The sequence below is a fragment of the Pantoea sp. UBA6567 genome (genome assembly GCF_002434165.1).
Classification (GTDB): domain Bacteria; phylum Pseudomonadota; class Gammaproteobacteria; order Enterobacterales; family Enterobacteriaceae; genus Pantoea; species Pantoea eucrina.
Genome location: NZ_DJJN01000011.1, coordinates 53,862 through 72,367 on the forward strand (window position 1 = coordinate 53,862; position 18,506 = coordinate 72,367).

Below are 18,506 nucleotides of genomic sequence, written 5' to 3' on the forward strand. Positions count from 1 at the left end.
ACCAAAGCCTGTCGCGGTTCTTGCGTCAGGCTTTTTCTTTATCTGGCTGGGTCAGGCGTTGCAGAACAAAACGCTGGCGCCAGGCAGTCGGCGTCAGGCCGGTCTCGCGTGTAAACACCACTGAAAAGTAATTGCTGTCGTCAAAGCCGCAGCGGGCGGCAATCTCACTGATCAAACCCTCTTGGGTACGTAACAGATACTTTGCCTGACACAGCTGCAGCTGCCGCAGATAGTGCCCAATAGTCATGCCGGTTTGCTGACGAAACAGCTGTTTTAACGATCGCTCGCTGAGCTGATTTTGCTGGCAAAAACTGGCGAGATCGAACGGCCGGCTGATATCCCCCAGCAGGGCGGACATCAGCAGATCGAGCTGTTCGCCCTCTGGCAAGGCCCACGGGCGATCGGCTGCGTAACCGTGGCGGCGCAGAATCAGCGCCAGCTGCAAAAACAGCGCCTCAGACAGCTGAACAGAGAGTGAATCGCCTTTGCGACTCTCGCGCTCCAGCTGACTGATCACGCCGCGTGCCAGCGCCATGCCACGTGTGGTGAGACGCCAGTTCACAGGTGCATCTTCCTCTTGCGGCGGTAACAGCTGACTCCAGTCCAGCGCAAGACGGAAACGATCGCGGCAATATAAAATGTTATCCAGTGCGAGGTCGTTTACGCTGTCGTAGCTATGGCAATCACTGTCGCGAATATAGAATACATCGCCGCAGGTAATCAGCCATGGGCGATCGTTCAGGATGTGCAGACCATTGCCACGCCAGACAATAACAATTTCACTAAACGTATGCCGGTGCAGAGGAAAAGAGGGCTGCGGCATACGTTCAGCAACAGCAATCGGCAGATTACTGGCAGGAAAATAGTCCTCGCGTGACAGAAGCAGCGGCATAGTCAATACTCCGGTTACCACATCTGCTGGCGCTCCGTACGGGGCGCGCAGCCAAATTCACGCCGAAACAGCGTGGAAAAGTGATTACTGTCACCAAACCCACACTGATAGGCGATATCTGTAATGCGCATATCGCTGTGACGCAACAGATAGCGTGCCTGCAATAAGCGCAGTCGGTTAAGATAACGCTGCGGAGTGCTGCCGGTTTGCTGCTTCATCTGGCGATGCATCGTGCGCAATGACAATGAAAAGCGATCGGCCAGGGCTTCCCACTCAATGTCTTCACTGTAGTGCTCATTCAGCCAGTCAAGCAACCGATGCAGTCGGGCTTCCTGATCCTGTGCGTTATCGTTGTAAGCCGCCTCGCGTAGCAGCACCAACAATTGCAGAAACCGCTGCTCCTGATGAGCCTGACGTTCCAGCGACCACTGAGGCTGCTGCTTCATCTGTGTAACCAGCTGCAACGCCTGATCCATCACTTTCTGATTAATGCGCCAGTGAGAAGCGTGCTGGCCATCCTCTTCACGCGGTAACAACGCCTGCACCCCAGACAGGAAACGAAACGCTGCCGGACCGCGGTACAGTATATTGGTCAGACACAGATTGTCTGTTTGCTCATACATGTGGCGATCGTGATCGCGCACAAAGCACACGCAGCCAGCGCTCAAGGCTTGCGGCTGACCATTGAAGACGTGAATACCGGACCCCTGCTCAACCAGCACGATTTCATGAAAATCATGATGATGTTCCGGGAACGCCTGCTGTGGTACGCGTGGCTCAATGGCAATGACATAATCCCCGGCCGGAAAAAAATCAGCACTGTGCAAAATGGTCATGGTGCGCCCTTAGTTAACAAAACTGTAACGGAGTCTACGCAGCAGCCGCGCAGCTTACCTTGAATTTTGAACAGGGGAGCACAGGAATTTAGCCCATTTTTTAAGATCGCCTAAGTGATTGATAGAAATGCGGCAAGGCTCACAACTCTGCGGGTGTGCGGTTCTGTGAACTCTCTCACGAACACCTTTGCAAACCTGCCAGCGACATTTCTTCGCTGGCAATGCGCGTAAGGTGGCTCGCCGTCCACCTTTCTATGCTGTACCCCTGTTATCACACAAAGAGCACGCCATGAGTATGCGTAACATTGTTGCCATTGATTTAGGCGCATCCAGCGGGCGCGTGATGCTCGCGCAATGGACACCTGCCTGTCAGCACATCACGCTGCGCGAGGTACGCCGCTTTACTAACCAGCGCGTGCGCCGGGCCGGCTATGATTGCTGGGATCTGGACAGGCTGGAGCAGGAGATCCGCGCCGGGCTGCAGCAACTGGATGACGAGGGCATCGTACCTGACAGCATCGGTATCGATACGTGGGGCGTCGATCTGGTGCTGCTGGATGCCGACGGCGCGCGCGTTGGTGAAGCCGTGAGTTATCGCGACAAGCGTACCGACGGGGTGATGGCGCAGGCAATCAGCGATCTGGGGCAGCAGACTATTTATCAGCGCACCGGTATTCAGTTCCTGCCTTTTAACACGCTTTATCAGCTGCGCGCGCTGCATCAGCAGCAGCCGGACTGGCAGTCCCAGGTAAAGCATGCGCTGATGATCCCGGACTATCTGCATTATCGCCTGACCGGTGTGATGAACTGGGAATACACCAACGCTACCACGACGCAGTTGCTGAATATTGAGAGCGGGACATGGGATCGCGAACTGTTGGCTTGGGCTGGCATTAATGCCAGCTGGTTTGGCACACCCCATGCTCCCGGTAATACCGTGGGCTACTGGACCAGCCCTAGCGGTCAGTCGATTCCGGTGATTGCGGTCGCTACTCACGATACCGCCAGCGCGGTTCTGGCGACGCCGCTGTCACAGGACGGTGCCGCCTATCTCAGCTCTGGCACCTGGTCGCTGATGGGTATTGAAAGTTTGCAACCGTGCGTGAATGAGGCGGCACGGCAGGCCAATATCACGAATGAAGGCGGTGCAGAAGGCTATCGTGTCCTGAAAAACATCATGGGTTTGTGGCTGCTACAGCGTGTATGCAGTGAGCTTCATATTTGCGATCTGTGCGCGCTAATTGCTGACGCCGCGCACGAGCCCGCCTGCCGTACGCTGATCAACCCAAATCATACGCGCTTCATCAATCCAGATAGCATGGTACAGGAGATTCAGAACGCCTGTGCTGAACAGGCGATGCCGGTACCGCAAACGCCTGCCGCGCTGGCACGCACCATTTTTGACAGCCTGGCGCTGCTGTATCGCCAGACGATGCTGGAGCTCAGCCGATTGCGCAAGGCGCCACTTTGCCAGTTGCACATTGTTGGCGGCGGCAGTCAGAACCCACTGCTTAATCAGCTGTGCGCCGACGCGTGTCAGTTGCCCGTGCTGGCCGGCCCGGTAGAAGCTTCCACGCTCGGTAATGTGGGCTGTCAGCTGATTGCACTGGGAGAGCTGCGTGACGTTGCCGATCTGCGTCGCTGTATCAGTCGGAACTTTCCGTCAGAAACTTTTAACCCGCTAAATACCAGCGTCTTTGCAGCCCATCTGGCTCGCTTTGCGGCGCTGAATCAACCTGCTAAGGAACTCGCTTATGACAAAGCTGATTGAACAGGCCTTCGAACTGGCCAGGCACCGTTACGCTGCTGCTGGCGTGGATGTCGACCAGGCGATGGCACAACTGGACACTATTCCGGTCTCGATGCACTGCTGGCAGGGCGATGACGTGCGGGGGTTCGAAAATCCACAGGGGCAACTGACCGGGGGGATTCAGGCAACCGGCAACTATCCGGGCCGCGCGCGTAATGCCGAAGAGTTGCGTGCCGATCTGGACAAAGCCATGTCACTTATCCCCGGGGCAAAGAGGCTCAATCTGCATGCTATCTATCTGGAAAGTGACAAGCCTGTAGCACGCGACGCCATTGAACCGCAGCACTTCAGCCAGTGGGTAGCGTGGGCAAAAAGTAACAAGCTGGGACTGGATTTCAACCCGACCTGCTTCTCACATGAGAAGAGCGCCAGTGGTTTTACGTTATCGCACGCTGACCCGGCGATTCGTGAGTTTTGGATCAATCACTGCAAGGCCAGTCGTCACATTTCAGCGTACTTTGGCGAACAGCTTGGCACCCCTTCGGTCATGAATATCTGGGTACCAGACGGCATGAAAGATTTGACCGTTGACCGCTTCGCTCCTCGTCAGCGGCTCGTCAGCGCGCTGGATGAGATCATCAGTGAAAAACTAAATCCGCAGTACCATATCGATGCAGTAGAGAGCAAGCTGTTTGGTATCGGTGCTGAAAGCTATACCGTGGGTTCTAACGAATTCTGCTTTGGCTACGCCAGCAGTCGCCAGACGGCGCTCACACTGGACGCCGGCCATTTCCATCCGACAGAAGTGATCTCCGACAAAATTTCCACTGCCATGCTCTATGTGCCGCGTTTACTGCTGCATGTCAGCCGTCCTGTACGCTGGGATAGCGATCATGTAGTGCTGTTGGATGATGAAACACAGGCTATTGCACATGAGATTGCGCGCCAAAACCTCTTTGACAAAGTGCACATTGGCCTCGATTTCTTTGATGCCTCCATCAACCGGATTGCCGCCTGGGTTATCGGTACCCGCAATGCCAAGAAAGCGCTGCTGCGCGCACTGCTTGAACCCAGTGAGCAGTTGCGCCAGCTGGAGCGTGATGGTGACTACACCGCCCGCCTGGCACTGCTTGAAGAGCAAAAGTCGCTGCCGTGGCAGGCGGTATGGGAGGCCTGGTGTCTGCGTCATGATGTGCCGGCCGATGCCAGCTGGCTGAGCGACGTTCGTCACTATGAACAACACACTTTGCGTCAACGTTAAGGGATACACCATGCAAAACATTCTGACTTCCTGGTTTGTGCAGGGAATGGTGAAGGCTACCAGTGATATGTGGCTTAAAGGCTGGGACGAGCGCAACGGTGGCAATGTCAGCCTGCGCTTGTTACCGGAAGAAGCAGAAAGCTATGCCGCTGATTTTTACACCGAGCCACGCTGCATCGAATTGAGTCAACCCGCGCCGGCGCTAGCCAATGACTGGTTTTTGGTTACCGGGTCCGGCAAGTTTTTCCGCAATGTGCAGCTGGACCCGGCCGACAGCTTGGTGCTGCTGCAGGTGGATGACAAAGGGTTGTCATACAAGATCCACTGGGGACTGAATAATGGCGGCTTGCCAACATCCGAGCTGGCCGCACATTTCCAGTCACACAGCGTACGCAAGCAGGTTTCTCAGGGTGCAGATCGCGTCATCATGCACTGTCACGCCACCCATTTTATGGCGCTGAGTTATGTGGTACATCTGGATTCTGCGCGCTTTACCCGTTTATTGTGGGAGGGCAGCACTGAGTGTCTGGTGGTGTTTCCGGACGGGGTGGGCATTCTGCCGTGGATGGTGCCGGGCACTGATGGTATCGGGCAGGCTACTGCAGAGGCAATGGCTAAACATAGCCTGGTGATGTGGCCGTTCCACGGCATTTTTGGCGCAGGTCCGACGCTGGATGAGGCCTTTGGCCTGATTGATACGGCTGAAAAATCTTCAGAAGTCGTGGTTAAGGCGATTTCCATGGGCGGTATTCGGCAGAGTATCACCACCGAACAGCTGATTGCACTGGGTAAACGCTTTAATGTGCAACCCTGGCAGGCGGCCTTGCAGGCGGAGCGCAGCGATGTTGCGTAAAGCTTTTGTCATGCAGGTTTACGCGCACTGCCATGATGAGTATTTGCGACGCCATTCACCTGTCTGGCCGGAGCTGGAGCAGACGCTGAAAGCACATGGGGCGCACAACTATGCTATCTGGCTGGATGCCGATCGCGATCTGCTGTTTGCGAGTGTGGACATTGAGTCTGAAGCGCGCTGGCAGGCCATTGCGCAAACAGAGGTATGCCAGCGCTGGTGGGCGTCAATGAAGGATCTAATGCCCGCCAACGCAAACAACAGCCCGATCAGCACAGAACTGAAACCGATGTTTTTTTTGCCATAACAGCGTAATCGCGTTCAGTGTGTCTGGCAGGTCATCATACGTTATGTTGCGAAGGTCAGAAGAAAATAAAGACACCTAGAACAGTATCACTGCACACATGCGGTGATACTGTTCAATGATATTTGGGCGCCAGGCGCACTGACCACAGCAGCGCAATTTTTCGCGCTGCTGCAACCTAACTTTATATCCTTAATTAATGAGTGAAACTGATGACCCAGCGGAATTCAGATATCTCACAAGGTTGCTTTTTGGCCGCTGCCCCTGGCGTCTGAAGCCAGGGCAATTATTCTGATATTCGGGTAAAAAGCCAGACGCTCAGAGTACTGGCATAGATTCGTGCTTTTTCACTCCTTATACAGTCTCCTGCGTTATCGAAAGAACGTAATGAATTTCTCTGGCCGTAATGGCCGCAGAGAGCAGTCACGGTCCAGGGCTGCTTAACGCTTACGGTATAGTACAACCAATTGATCGAGAGCGGGCTGGGAGCGCTTATCAGTGCTTCCATTGCAACATCAGCCGTTGAGCAACGCTCGGCTGTGCATCGTTTGACAAAACGATGAGTTAAATCAGCAAGATTGATTGAGGGAAATTTGTCTATAAAGCCTCTGGCAACCTGAGTGATGAAGTTCGCAAAGGTGATCAGTTTTATCCCGATGCCACCCATAAAAATCATCTTGAAGTGTCTGATAGTAAAGGTAACTTTAAAGTGGTTCTGAACTTGGATGGTTCGGTTAATCTGATTAAAAAATAGCAGCTACTGAAAGGCGGATATTACTCAAATGACAAAAAACATTAACTTCGACGAATCAAAAGACACTTACCTTCAGTTGTTTAAGGCGATGACAAATCAGCCGGTAACTGAAAATGATCTTTTGATTGATTATAAGGCACAACAATGCACCTCATTCCACCGCGAACTCGAACTGTTCGGAAAGGCGAAGGTGCTTCTGGAAAAAGCCAAGCTGAATGATGATAAGGTTTCAATGCAAGTGGCCCTAGTCTATATCCGGGTATACTCGATGAATTTATCAAGCTTTTTTGATGCATTCAAAGAAGATGCTGATACTCTGTTAAAATTCTCTGGCTGGCCTGATATTCCTGAAGATTACAAAATACCCTCACATTACAACTTTCCCGTTAAGTAATCTGAGGTAAGCATACTCTGCTGTCAGATGATAAATCTTATGAAGTAGCAAAGTTTGCGTATAAATCCCCAGAGCATAAATTATGACAGTAAACCAAGCCGTATAAAGGATTAGGGAATGTTTGAGATAGTACTTGATGGCGAACAGATAGTTGTTGAGGGTGAACGGGTTCAACCAGCATCGATTGTTATTGGTAATTATACAGAATCACTGTATCTGCCACTCTCTTACTGGAGTGCAGATGATTATAAAAAGGCATGGCTGGCATCACTCAGGGAAGGTCTGGCCAGGAAAGATCATGCAGCATTAGCGGTCTCAATGTACGAACCTGAGCAAACTAATTTCATATTTACCTGGGTTTTGTACTTTCAAGGTATGGATGTCTATGTGCACAATAATATGGTTTTTTTAGATGAGTGTTGTGACTTTACCGTTGAGCAGATAAATAAGTTTGTGGAGCCTCGTACCACTCATAATGAAGAGGGTATGAAAATATCTGAATGGCACACTGATTTGAAAAGCGTCATTGATTTTTATCATCGCCTTGAAGCCTGAAGGCATTCGGGTTTCAATTTGCGTGAATTCAGACAGCTCATCGCACAGCCACTTTTCCAGTTCTGTAGTTATCAGCCATCTGGTTAGGTTACCTGTAGCCGCGCTAACGGTGAATTCTTTCCCGGGCAGGACTTTCTGGATTTAAATCTATCCCGCTACGTCACCGTAAAGCATCAGTGTGAAGAGTGCAGTCGGCTTAACACATGACCACGCACCACGACTTCAAGATGTGCTGCTGCAATGTGCCATACATTTAGAAATAGAGTGTGGTAATGGACAAACGGGTTCGTTCATCAATTATCTGATCTCATTCACATACATAAAATGCTCAGTGCTGTAGCGATGATGCGCCAGAATCACGGGGATGGCGCTCTGATCGAAGGAGACTTCATCTATCACCATAACGGCCTGCGGGAGCGTCAGCTCAAGCAGGGTGGCATCCTCTTCATTAGCCAGAGATGCCGTGATCTGCTCGCGTACCGCGGCCAGACGAATGTCGAACTGCTCAAACAGATACCGGTAGAGCAGAGGAGGCAGCTGTTCTGCGGCGGGAAATGCTGGCAGGCGACTGGCTGGCAGAATGAGCGTCTCATGCATCGCCGCAATACCGTTGACCCGCCGCAGGCGCTTTAAACGATAAACCTTGTCACCCGCTGCAATTTGAAGCTTTTCGGCTTCCCCGGTTGTTGCCAAACTTTCCTGATAATCCAGCAGCAGGGTTTCAGACAGCAGCAATCCCCCTGTTTTATCGTGCAGACGAAAATACTGGAAGAAGTGACTCAGGTTATGCAGCGGGGCCCAGCCCGTGACCACCGTACCGGTTTTTCGCCGGCGCATCAGCATCCCCTCCGTGGTAAGCGCGCTTAACGCTTTGCGCATTGTGCCCACCGACACACCAAATCTGGCCGCCAGGCTGCTTTCGCTTGGCAGAATCGTGCCGGCTGGCAGCTCTCCCTGCAGGATGGACTCACTGATGTGACGCTTGATCACGTCATGCAGCGGGGCACCTTCGCCTGCATTCAGCCGTGTAAACGGCACGGTGTTACCTGCGTCATAGTTTTTTTGCATAGCTGCGATTACCGGTTGACCCGTGTTGATAAATTGCATTATCTATAAACTATATAGTAATACAACAGGTAATCGCCCGGTGGATAAAAATAATCGTTTTAACAATGCGTTAGACGTCATTAGCCAGGATACCTTACGTATCACCGAGGATCTTCAGCGCATGCTCGCCGCGGATACCTGTTTTCCGCCGGGCAGCGGTTACGCGGCGTTTGCAGACCTGATGACGCAGATGCTGGCACCGATGCAGTTTGCTTTTCAGCGCGTGTCTGTTCCGGAAGCGCTCTGGCAGGTCCCTGACGGCAGTGCACAGGGTGAGCGTGTAAATCTGCTGGCGACGCTCAACTGCGGGGCAGCTGAAAACTGCAATCTCTATTTTCATACCGATACCGTACCTGCAGGTGATGGCTGGCGCTTTACGCCGCTGGCGCTGACCGTGGCAGAAGGCAGGCTCTACGGTCGCGGGGCAGCCGATATGAAAGGCACGATCGTGGCAGCGATTGCCGCCATCCGCTCAGCACAGGCCTGCGGCCTGCCGCTGCGCTTCAATCCGGTATTTCTGCTGTGCACCGACGAAGAGGGCGGTCTCTATCCGGGTATTCGCTATCTGGCAGAGCAACAGCTTTTTTCCGGACATCTGCTGAGCTTCAACGGCGGTGCGGTACCGCGCATCTGGGCCGGATGCTTTGGCAGCATTGACCTCAAAGTGATTGTGAGCGGGCGATCCGCGCACTCCGGCGATCCAGTCGCGGGCATCAATGCCATTGAAACAGCGCTTCCCCTGATGAACGCGCTGTATCAACTGAAAGGGCAGGTTGAGCAGCGCACGTCTGCCATGCCGCCGCCACCGCATTATCAGGGAAAACCTCTTACGTCACTGCTGACGCTCGCCGCGGTACATGGCGGCAGCAAAGGCTCCACAATCCCCGAACGTTTTGAACTGCTTATTAACCGCCGGTATGCGCCTGAAGAGGCGTTTGATGAGGTCTGGCAAGAGCTCACATTATGCATCAGTCAGGCAATGGCGGAGAGCCGCGCGCTGGATGTCTCCGTGCAGCTGATTGGGCATCTGGCACCGGTAGCCGATCCTTATGGACCGCACTGGCCACGCTGGCAGGCTGCGCTGAGCCAGGGGTTTGGCTTTCCTGATAACGCTTTTAAACCGTGGGGATCATCCACCAGCTCAGATATGGGTTGGGTGCAGCGTGCAGGTATTCAGGAGATTTTACTGGGTGGCTTAGCCCGCCCCGACAACCGTATTCATGCCACCGACGAGTTTACAACGATGGCAGATATCATCGCACTTTCGCAGTCCATTCTGGCGTATCTCGCCAGTGATTTTCAGCCAACCCAGGGTATTTAAACCAGCGAGGAAGAGAAAATGTGCGCAATGAAAGCAGTAAACCGCCGGCAGTTCATCGCCGGTTCTGCGGTTCTGACGGGTGCAGCTGCGCTGTCCGGATCTTTCTCTGCCAGCGCCGCGCCGGTGACGAGCGCCACACCCGGCGGCTCACCTCGCAAGGGGGGCGTGCTGCGCATCAGTGTTGACCAGGCGATTAGCGTGATCAACCCGCATCAGGTACGCGTCAATCCGGAATATCTGGTGGCCGAGCTGCTTTACAGCGGGCTGACGCGCCTGACGCAGGAGATGAAAGCGGAGGCGGATTTGGCGCAGTCATGGCAGGCCAGCGCCGATCTCACGCAGTGGACGTTTACGCTGCGCCCCGATTTGAAGTTCAGCGATGGCACTCCGCTCACCTCCGCTGACGTAGTCTCCAGCCTGCAGGCGCTGCTCGACCCAAAGAACGCGTCGCCTGCGCTGCATAATATTGGCCCCATCAGGTCGGTCAGTGCGAAAGACGACAGCACCGTACTGATTGAAACCGATACGCCTTACGCCGATCTGCCGGTCATGCTGGCCTATCCGGACGCCAAAATCATTCCCGCCAGTATTGCTCAGGGCCAGATAGACAAACTTAGTAAGCGTTCACTGGGCGCGGGTCCGTTCCAGCTGGTGTCATACGATCCTGAACGCAAAATTGTGGTGAAGCGTAACCCGCACTATTACGACCCGGCGCGCCCCTATCTCGACGGTGTTGAAGTGGTGGTCTATCCCGATGGCATTGCAGAGAGCTCCGCGTTGATCTCCGGCGATACCGATCTGATGCTGAGCGCTCAATCAAGCGAATTTGCCCGCCTTTCCCGATCATCCGGCGTACTGCCATTGCGGGTAGCGTCAGGCCAGTTTTTAAACGTGAACATGGGCTGCGATCAGAAACCCTTTAACGATGCGCGCGTGCGTCAGGCGCTGGCGCTGTGTGTGGATCGCCAGGCCTCCGTGGATTTTGTCGCTGACGGACTGGGTTCACCCGGCAATGATACCCCCATTAATGCCGCTTACCCCTGGTACGCTGATTTGGCCCGTAAGGCCGTGGATTACAGTAAAGCCAAAGCCCTGCTGGCAGAGGCAGGTTATCCCGACGGCCTCGATTTAACCCTGGTTGCCTCAGATAAACCTGCGACGCGAACCCAGCTGGGCATCGCGCTGCGTGAAATGGCGAGGCCTGGCGGCTTTCGCATTAAGGTGCAAACCATGGCGCACAGCACCTATCTCGATCAGGTGTGGAAAAAGGGCAACTTCTACGTGGGTTTCTACAATATGCAGCCCACCCCGGATGCCGTGTTTTCGCTGCTCTATACCTCAACTGCCGCATGGAATGAAACCCGCTGGAATAACGCTGACTTTGATGGCGCGATCAAGGCTGCGAGGGAAACCCGCGATGAGGCTCAGCGCAGCACGCTGTATGCCAAAGCACAGCAGCTTATGCATGACGACGTGCCTTCAGTAATCCCCACCTTCTTCGACCTGCTGGCCGCAGGTCGCGACTATGTGGCGGGCTATCACCTGCATCCTCGCGGCGCGGTGTTCCGTCTGGATCATGTCTGGCTCACCGGCAAAGCGCCCGTACGCAGCGTTTAAGGAGAGATCGTGACCGCAAGCTATCTGCTTAAACGCCTTCTGCTGATGATCTACACCCTGCTGGTGGTGTCGTTGCTGGTTTTCGGTATTACACAGCTGCTGCCGGCTGACGCGGCTGTTACCTTGCTGGGGCAGAATGCGACGCCGGAAGCGCTGGCGGCAGTACGTGAGCGGCTGGGGCTGGATGCCCCGGCATGGCTGCAATACTGGCACTGGCTGACACAGGCGCTGCAGGGTAATTTTGGTGTCTCCATGCGCAACGGGCTGGAGGTGGCTCCCGCACTGCTGACGGCGCTTTCGCGATCGCTGCTGCTGGCGGCCTGCGCGCTGATACTCATGCTGATCGTTGCTATTCCGCTCGGCATCTGGGCGGCCGTGCGACGCGGAAAAACCGCCGATGTGCTGGTAAGCGTCATTTCCTATGCGGGTATCTCTTTTCCCGAATTTGTTACGGCGACGCTGGTGCTACTGCTGTTTGCCGACGTCTGGCAGGTTCTGCCCGCGACGGGTTATGTGCCGCTCAGCGAGGATTTTGTAAGCGGGATACAGCACCTGATCCTTCCCGCTGTCACCGTGGCCCTGATTCTGGTGGCGCACGTCTCGCGCATGGTGCGTTCAGAAATGGTGGATGTGCTGCATACCGATTACATCCGTGCCGCCTGGCTTAAAGGACTGTCGCGCCGGCGTATCCTCTGGCGTCACGCGCTGCGCAACGGTCTGTTGCCCACCATTACCATTGTGGCGCTGGATGTGGGCTACCTGCTGGGCGGTATTGTGGTCGTGGAGGAGATTTTTGCCATCCCCGGCATCGGTCGTGAGCTGATCGTCGCAGTACAGGCGCGTGACCTGCCGGTGATTCAGGCTGGCGTCATGATCCTTGCCGCAACCTATTCGGTGGTTAACTTTCTTGCCGATCTGGCCTACGTCATTCTGGATAAGCGGATTTCCTATGCCTGACATTTTAAAACGTTTACTCCGTTCACCGCAGGGCGCAGCGGGCGTTCTCATCATCCTGCTGGCATTACTTATGGTGGCCGGCGGCGCGCACGTAGCGCCCTTTGATCCCGAGTCCATCTCAATCCTGACACGCTACAAGCCGCCAGGTGCAGAACACTGGTTTGGCACCGATCAGATGGGGCGCGATATCTTTAGCCGGGTGCTGGTGGGTGCGCGCTCTACGATTTTGCTCTCTCTGCTGGCGACCGCACTCGCTATGGTAATTGGCTCGGTGCTGGGTACGGCAAGTGCCTATCTGGGCGGCAAAACAGACGAATTTATGATGCGTACCATGGATGCCGTTATGGCTATCCCGAGTCTGCTGTTCGCGCTGCTGATTGTCAGCACGCTGGGGCAGAGCAGCATGAATGCGGTGCTCGCTATTACCATCGCCTTTGTACCCGGTATGGTGCGCATTTCACGCAGCGTGGCGCTGGCTGCGCGTCAGCAGGACTACATTAATGCGGCTATCGCCCGCGGCGAAGCAGCCCACTACATCATCCTGCGCGAGATGCTGCCAAATATTCTGGCACCGATCATTGTTGAGGCCACCATCCGCGTGGCATTTGCCATCATGCTGTTTGCCACCCTGAGTTTTCTCGGTTTAGGCGCCCAACCGCCTGAACCGGAGTGGGGCTTAATGGTGTCAGAAGCGCGAACCTACTTCTTCAGCGCGCCGTGGATGATGCTGATTCCAGGCCTGGCAATTGCACTGGTGGCCATTGGCTTTAACTTACTGGGCGACGGCCTGCGTGATGTTCTCAACCCACGGAGCCACGGATGATTGTACAAACTGCACCGGTGCTGTCGGTAGAAAATTACAGCCTCGATTACCGGCTCACAAACGGGCAGGCGCTGCCCGTACTGCGTGATATCAATTTACAGGTGATGCCCGGTGAAGTGCTGGGGCTGGTAGGGGAATCCGGCTCCGGGAAAACCACCCTTGGCTGGGCAATCATGCGCTGGCTGGCGAACAACGCGCAGGAGAAAAGCGGGGATATCCGCCTTAATGGTGACAGCCTTCTGAATTTAGCGGCGCCGGCATTGATGGCGCTGCGTGGGGCGAAGCTCGGCATGATCTTTCAGGATCCGGGCGCATCGCTTAATCCGACGTTAACACTGGGCGAGCAGGTCACAGAAGTGCTCCGGCGCCACCGCAGGCTGAGCGCCCGTGAAGCGCAGGAGCTGGCTGAATCCCTGCTGCATGATGTAGAACTCAAACACCCGGCACGTATGATGCGACGCTACCCGCATCAGGTTTCGGGTGGGGAAAAACAGCGTATCCTGATTGCCACCGCGTTTGCCTGTCAGCCAGCCTGTATGATTTTTGATGAGCCAACCACGGCCCTGGATGTGATCAGTTCCGCACAAATTCTCGATCTCTATGAACGCCTGCGCGAGGAGACGGGCGTGGCATCGCTCTATATCTCGCACGATCTGGCACTGGTGACAAAAGTGGCCGACCGCGTCTGCGTACTGGAAAAAGGCCGTATCGTCGAGCAGGCAGAGACACAAACGCTCTTCACCGCACCGCAGCACAGTTATACCCGCCGGCTTATCGCGGCGGTGCCGAATCCACAGCACCGGCTGATCGCGGATGCTGCGGGCACGCAGCCGCTGCTGACGCTGAATAACCTCACCATCCATTATGGCCACCACGGCTTTATCGATCGCCTGCTGAAGCGCGAGGCCAATACCACCCGCGCCGCAAATGCGGTGTCGCTGACCGTGCATCAGGGGGAAATTCTGGGTGTGGTCGGCGAATCGGGTTCCGGAAAATCTTCTCTGGGCAGAGCCATTACCGGACTTGTGCCGTTTCACGGCGAGTTAAATTTCTGTGGTTCGGGAATGCAGGGCCCTGCGCAGATGGACAAAGCGTATCGCCGCCGCGTACAGATGATATTTCAGCATCCTGATGCCTCACTCAACCCCCGTATGACCATCGGTGAGATAGTTGCGCGTCCGCTTCGTCTGTACGGCTTGCCGCCTGGCGAAACGGAAGCGCAGGCGGTAGCACGTTTGCTTGAAGAGGTGCGTCTGCCGGCAGATTTTGCCACTCGCTATCCCCATGCGCTTTCGGGCGGACAGAAACAGCGCGTGGCCATTGCACGCGCCTTTGCCAATCCCCCGGACCTGGTGATTTGCGATGAGATCACCGCTGCGCTCGACGTATCAGTGCAGGCCACCATCATTGAGTTGCTGCTGACGCTACGCCGTCGCTATGGCACGGCCTATCTGTTTATTACCCACGATCTCAACCTGATCCGTCAGATTGCCCACCGCGTGGCGGTGATGTATCGCGGCGATCTGGTCGATGTTTTGCCCGGCGGGAATATGTCGTCACTGGCGCAACACCCTTATACGCGTGCGCTCCTTGACGCTGTGCATATTCCCGATTTGTCTCCGTCCGTCGCTTAATGAGAAGCACATGAATCCTGAACAGTTAATCCATCATATCGATCGCGCGTTTTGTCTCTCTTTCCTGGCCAAAATGGTGCAGCACAAAAGCTACAGTGCCACCGACGGCGAACGCGCGCTGGCAAGCTTTATGGCTGAACAGATGTCGCAGCTCGGGCTGGAAACAGAGCTGCAGAAGGTGACGGGCGATCGTCTTAATGCGATTGGGCGTCTGGCAGGCAGCGGCGGCGGTCACAGCCTGCTGTTTAACGGGCATCTTGACACCAACCCGGTTACCGAAGGCTGGACCGTCGATCCCTGGGCCGGCAAAATTGACGATCGGTTCATTTACGGTATCGGTGTTTCCAATATGAAAGCAGGCGATGCCGCCTATTTCTGCGCGCTGAAGACGCTCATTGATGCCGGCGTAAAACTCAAAGGAGATGTGATCCTCACGTATGTTGTGGGCGAGTTACAGGGCGGGATAGGAACGCTGGCAGCTATAGAGCAGGGCGTGCGCGCTGACTACTTTATCAATGCTGAACCCACCGATTTACAGGCATTAACCATGCATGCCGGTTCGCTGATGTTTACCATCGAGCTAACCGGTAATACGCGTCACCTTTCAAAACGGGAAGAGGCGGTCGATGCTATCAGCGCCGCAGTTGAACTGATTCCGCAAATCAACGGCATGATTTTCAGCGGCGCTAAAAGCGACGAACATCGGAAAATTAATCGCGGCCATATCGGTACGGTGCACGGTGCGCTGGGGCGAGAGCTGGAGGAGTGGCGTCCGCCGCAGGTTGCTGATTTTGTCCGTCTGAAAGGATCGGCGCGTTTTGCACCCGGCCAGACCGTTGAAGGCGTGCTGGCCGATCTTCAGGCGCTGCTCGACAGGCTCTGTCAGCAGTATCCAGGCCTGAAAGCGAAGCTGTTTGATGACGGTATCCGCGACAAGCCCACCATGCTGCCTTTTGAAGTCTCACCGGCGTCACCGATTGTGCAGGCGGTAAACCGCGCCTGGAAAACCGTGCGCGGCACCGAGCAGCCCACCGGGGCGATCACACCGCCAGCCTTTTATGGTACCGATGCAGCACACTTTTATCAGCATGCGGGCATGGAAGGTATCGTCTGCGGACCCGGCGGAAAGTACAACACCATGCCTGACGAGCGCGTCGAGATAAGCGAATATCTTGATATGGTACGCATCTATCTGCTCGCCATTCTGGATATCTGCCAGCAGGATGAACAGCCAGTGAAGCGGGATGTATGACTGCGCAGGAAGCTGCGCGACTGACCACTGTAGATGGAAGAAGGGCGTTAATGAGCCTTCAGGGCTTTATGGGATGAGTGACAAAAACGCTGACAAAACAACAACAAACGGCAAATCGGCGCGGCGAATTATCTCTTCAGCGGACCCCAAAAAGCGACTTTACTGTCTATAGTGGATATCTGGTGCAGGGAACAGGTTAAATACAGATATACAGCAATGCGGCTCTGAATCAGACGATGAACAAGCCGTTATGGCGGGCTGAATCCCGATTAACGGAGGCTGATTACTGAGAGCCCAATATGGCGGCCCGGCAGTATCATCTGCGATAAAAAGAGAGATCCGGCCAGCAAAGCAGGGGTGAGGCTAAATCTGACGGCCTGGCGATAAGTAAGAACGATCTGCGAAGCAGTCAGTACCGGATTTGCGCCAGATCATCTTCAGTCAGGCCGGTCATCTGCATGACCATATTCTGGTCGAAGCCATTCTTTAGCATGGCTCGCGCAATTCTCAGGCTTGCTGCGCGTTTGCCCTTTTCAATGCCTCGCTGCTCGCCAAGCTGAATCCCCTCCATGCGTCCTTCCATGCGTCCTTTCTCAATGCCCTTCTGCTCGAGCTGCTGTGCGATGGTCATGAGTGCATCTCCGTGTTGCGGGATTCGTTATCGCCGGGGATTATATTCCTGCCAGGCTGAAAAGAAAAAGAGAGCGAAGGTGATTTCTGAAACATCTTCTCCAGGAAGGAACCGGGAGCTTCAGAAAACATATCTGGATACCTGAAAGATCGCTCAGAAATGGCTGGGCTGCTCAGTGGTGAATCTCCGCCAGCTCGTCTTCAGTCAGGCCGGTCATCTGCATAACCATATTCTGGTCAAGACCGCTCTGTAGCATGGTTCGCGCAATTTTCAGGGTTGCTGCGCGAATGCCTTGCTGCTCGCCAAGCTGAATCCCCTCCTGGCGACCTTCCATGCGGCCTTCCATACGTCCTTCCATGCGTCCTTCCATGCGTCCTTCCATGCGGCCTTTCTCAATGCCCTTCTGCTCGAGCTGATGTGCAATGGTCATGAGTGCATCTCCATGTTGCGGCACACGCTGTGCCAGTTCGCGAACGAAGGCTTCAGAGTCGGCCGACTCTCCTGCCTGCAGTAAATAGTGTATCAGCACTGTCACCTGAGATGAAGAAAGATAGTCCGCCATCAGCAGTGTGGCCAGCCGGTCGGTCAGCGTGGCTATATCGCGCTGGTGTATGTGCTTCTGTAGTAAGGTCAGCGCTGCCATGCTGCGATGATTCATGATGTCATCATCCGGGATAACGGTGATGTCTGTCAGGGGAAAGGGGCCGCCATATAGTTTCTCCGCGACTGCCGGATTATCGAACTCATCCAGCCAGCGGGTGGAATAGGGATACGGGCTGCGTTTTCCGGTATAGAAGAGCACGGGTATCACCAGTGGCAGCTTCTTGTGCCCGGCCTCAAGGTGGCGCTGCATGGCGGCCACGGCGTAGCGCAGCAGGCGAAAAGCCATATGCCGGTCCGGGGAAGACTGGTGCTCAATGAGCACGTGAACGTAAGCGTCTCCGGCGGTGGTCTTCAGGCTGTAAAGAACATCGCTGAAGTATTGCCGCAGATTATCCTCCACGAAAGAGCCAGACTCCAGCTTCAGGGTGCTGAGATCGCAGAGCGAGCGCAGCTCTGTCGGGAGGTGAAGCTCCATAAAGTCCCGGGCAATCTCCGGCTGCGTAAGAAATTGCCTGAAAGTCGCGTCGTGAGGCGTGGGCGTGCTGTTTTTCTTCTTCATCCGTGCTGACTCATCAAATAACGAGAATATAATATCATGACAGCAAAAGCGCTGTGCCTGGAACCATTTTCATCAGATGTCCGAAACTATTTGCACGCCAGTAATAAAGCGACAGACAAAGGCGTTTATATTTTTGCCTTCAAATATGGCCCACACGTCAAAATACATTACCTGTTCTATTACGTGTGGGATGACAGGGGCTGGAAAATATCTGTTCACCCTTCTGCAGCACTGCCAGAAAATGAGAGTCAATAAAGCATAATTAAACAGGCATGAATATTTTTCCTCTGAATATCTCAGAGGCGTTTGCCAGTAAACTTCCATTAAATCCCCTCAGGGACGCTATAAAAATCAAAGCTCAATTCCTGATTAGCTTTGCGGATATTGTAATAACCACGCTATTTAC

16 protein-coding genes and 1 pseudogene are annotated in these 18,506 nt (G+C 54.6%); 12 read left to right on the forward strand and 5 right to left on the reverse strand.

What is annotated here, in order from left to right:
* Nucleotides 1–25: 25 nt before the first annotated feature.
* A complete protein-coding gene (gene rhaR / locus B4M48_RS16500) occupies nucleotides 26–892 on the reverse strand; it encodes an HTH-type transcriptional activator RhaR (RefSeq protein ID WP_288657255.1) in 867 nt (288 codons plus the stop codon).
* Nucleotides 893–906: 14 nt separating this feature from the next.
* Complete coding sequence (gene rhaS / locus B4M48_RS16505; protein ID WP_288657257.1) at nucleotides 907–1,728, reverse strand: HTH-type transcriptional activator RhaS; 822 nt, start codon at nucleotides 1,726–1,728, stop codon at nucleotides 907–909.
* 289 nt (nucleotides 1,729–2,017) lie between these two features.
* Here rhaS and rhaB point away from each other — a divergent pair, with 289 nt between their 5' ends.
* From rhaB to B4M48_RS16535, 6 genes are all read left to right on the forward strand, one after another.
* The gene (gene rhaB / locus B4M48_RS16510) at nucleotides 2,018–3,499 is read left to right on the forward strand and encodes a rhamnulokinase (RefSeq protein ID WP_288657259.1); all 1,482 of its coding nucleotides are present in this window, start codon (nucleotides 2,018–2,020) and stop codon (nucleotides 3,497–3,499) included.
* Nucleotides 3,483–4,739 carry an L-rhamnose isomerase gene (locus B4M48_RS16515; protein WP_288657261.1) on the forward strand — a complete coding sequence of 419 codons (1,257 nt, stop codon included), beginning with the start codon at nucleotides 3,483–3,485 and terminating at the stop codon, nucleotides 4,737–4,739. The genes rhaB and B4M48_RS16515 overlap by 17 nt, the downstream gene beginning before the upstream one ends.
* A 10-nt stretch (nucleotides 4,740–4,749) precedes the next feature.
* Nucleotides 4,750–5,592, forward strand: coding sequence for a rhamnulose-1-phosphate aldolase (gene rhaD / locus B4M48_RS16520; RefSeq protein WP_288657262.1), 843 nt, complete (start codon nucleotides 4,750–4,752; stop codon nucleotides 5,590–5,592).
* Nucleotides 5,582–5,896 carry an L-rhamnose mutarotase gene (gene rhaM, locus B4M48_RS16525; protein ID WP_288657264.1) on the forward strand — a complete coding sequence of 105 codons (315 nt, stop codon included), beginning with the start codon at nucleotides 5,582–5,584 and terminating at the stop codon, nucleotides 5,894–5,896. The genes rhaD and rhaM overlap by 11 nt, the downstream gene beginning before the upstream one ends.
* A gap of 779 nt (nucleotides 5,897–6,675) precedes the next feature.
* On the forward strand, nucleotides 6,676–7,041 hold the full coding sequence (locus B4M48_RS16530; RefSeq protein WP_288657266.1) for a hypothetical protein: 366 nt from the start codon (nucleotides 6,676–6,678) through the stop codon (nucleotides 7,039–7,041).
* A 117-nt stretch (nucleotides 7,042–7,158) separates the two neighbouring features.
* The gene (locus tag B4M48_RS16535; protein WP_288657268.1) at nucleotides 7,159–7,596 is read left to right on the forward strand and encodes a hypothetical protein; all 438 of its coding nucleotides are present in this window, start codon (nucleotides 7,159–7,161) and stop codon (nucleotides 7,594–7,596) included.
* Between the two features lie 297 nt (nucleotides 7,597–7,893).
* Here B4M48_RS16535 and B4M48_RS16540 read toward each other — a convergent pair whose 3' ends face one another.
* Nucleotides 7,894–8,664 carry a GntR family transcriptional regulator gene (locus B4M48_RS16540; protein WP_104085952.1) on the reverse strand — a complete coding sequence of 257 codons (771 nt, stop codon included), beginning with the start codon at nucleotides 8,662–8,664 and terminating at the stop codon, nucleotides 7,894–7,896.
* 160 nt (nucleotides 8,665–8,824) lie between these two features.
* Here B4M48_RS16540 and B4M48_RS16545 point away from each other — a divergent pair, with 160 nt between their 5' ends.
* Genes B4M48_RS16545 through B4M48_RS16570 form a run of 6 tightly spaced genes read left to right on the forward strand, consistent with a single transcriptional unit; the run spans nucleotide 8,825 to nucleotide 16,307 of the window.
* Nucleotides 8,825–10,024, forward strand: a complete 1,200-nt coding sequence (locus tag B4M48_RS16545; protein WP_288657423.1) for a M20 family metallopeptidase — start codon at nucleotides 8,825–8,827, stop codon at nucleotides 10,022–10,024.
* Between the two features lie 18 nt (nucleotides 10,025–10,042).
* Entirely contained in the window at nucleotides 10,043–11,641 is a 1,599-nt protein-coding gene (locus B4M48_RS16550; protein WP_288657271.1) for an ABC transporter substrate-binding protein, read from the forward strand.
* 9 nt (nucleotides 11,642–11,650) lie between these two features.
* The gene (locus tag B4M48_RS16555; RefSeq protein ID WP_071669468.1) at nucleotides 11,651–12,598 is read left to right on the forward strand and encodes an ABC transporter permease; all 948 of its coding nucleotides are present in this window, start codon (nucleotides 11,651–11,653) and stop codon (nucleotides 12,596–12,598) included.
* The gene (locus tag B4M48_RS16560) at nucleotides 12,591–13,421 is read left to right on the forward strand and encodes an ABC transporter permease (protein ID WP_071669467.1); all 831 of its coding nucleotides are present in this window, start codon (nucleotides 12,591–12,593) and stop codon (nucleotides 13,419–13,421) included. The genes B4M48_RS16555 and B4M48_RS16560 overlap by 8 nt, the downstream gene beginning before the upstream one ends.
* Nucleotides 13,418–15,055: a dipeptide ABC transporter ATP-binding protein gene (locus tag B4M48_RS16565; RefSeq protein WP_288657289.1), complete on the forward strand. Its 1,638-nt coding sequence runs from the start codon at nucleotides 13,418–13,420 to the stop codon at nucleotides 15,053–15,055. Before B4M48_RS16560 ends, B4M48_RS16565 begins: the two co-directional genes overlap by 4 nt.
* A 10-nt stretch (nucleotides 15,056–15,065) precedes the next feature.
* Complete coding sequence (locus B4M48_RS16570; RefSeq protein ID WP_288657291.1) at nucleotides 15,066–16,307, forward strand: M20 family metallopeptidase; 1,242 nt, start codon at nucleotides 15,066–15,068, stop codon at nucleotides 16,305–16,307.
* 409 nt (nucleotides 16,308–16,716) lie between these two features.
* Here B4M48_RS16570 and B4M48_RS16575 read toward each other — a convergent pair.
* Both B4M48_RS16575 and B4M48_RS16580 read right to left on the reverse strand, forming a co-directional pair.
* Nucleotides 16,717–16,965, reverse strand: a pseudogene (locus tag B4M48_RS16575) (Rpn family recombination-promoting nuclease/putative transposase); the annotation flags it as partial.
* A gap of 145 nt (nucleotides 16,966–17,110) precedes the next feature.
* Entirely contained in the window at nucleotides 17,111–18,100 is a 990-nt protein-coding gene (locus B4M48_RS16580) for an Rpn family recombination-promoting nuclease/putative transposase (protein WP_288657293.1), read from the reverse strand.
* Nucleotides 18,101–18,506 lie beyond the last annotated feature (406 nt).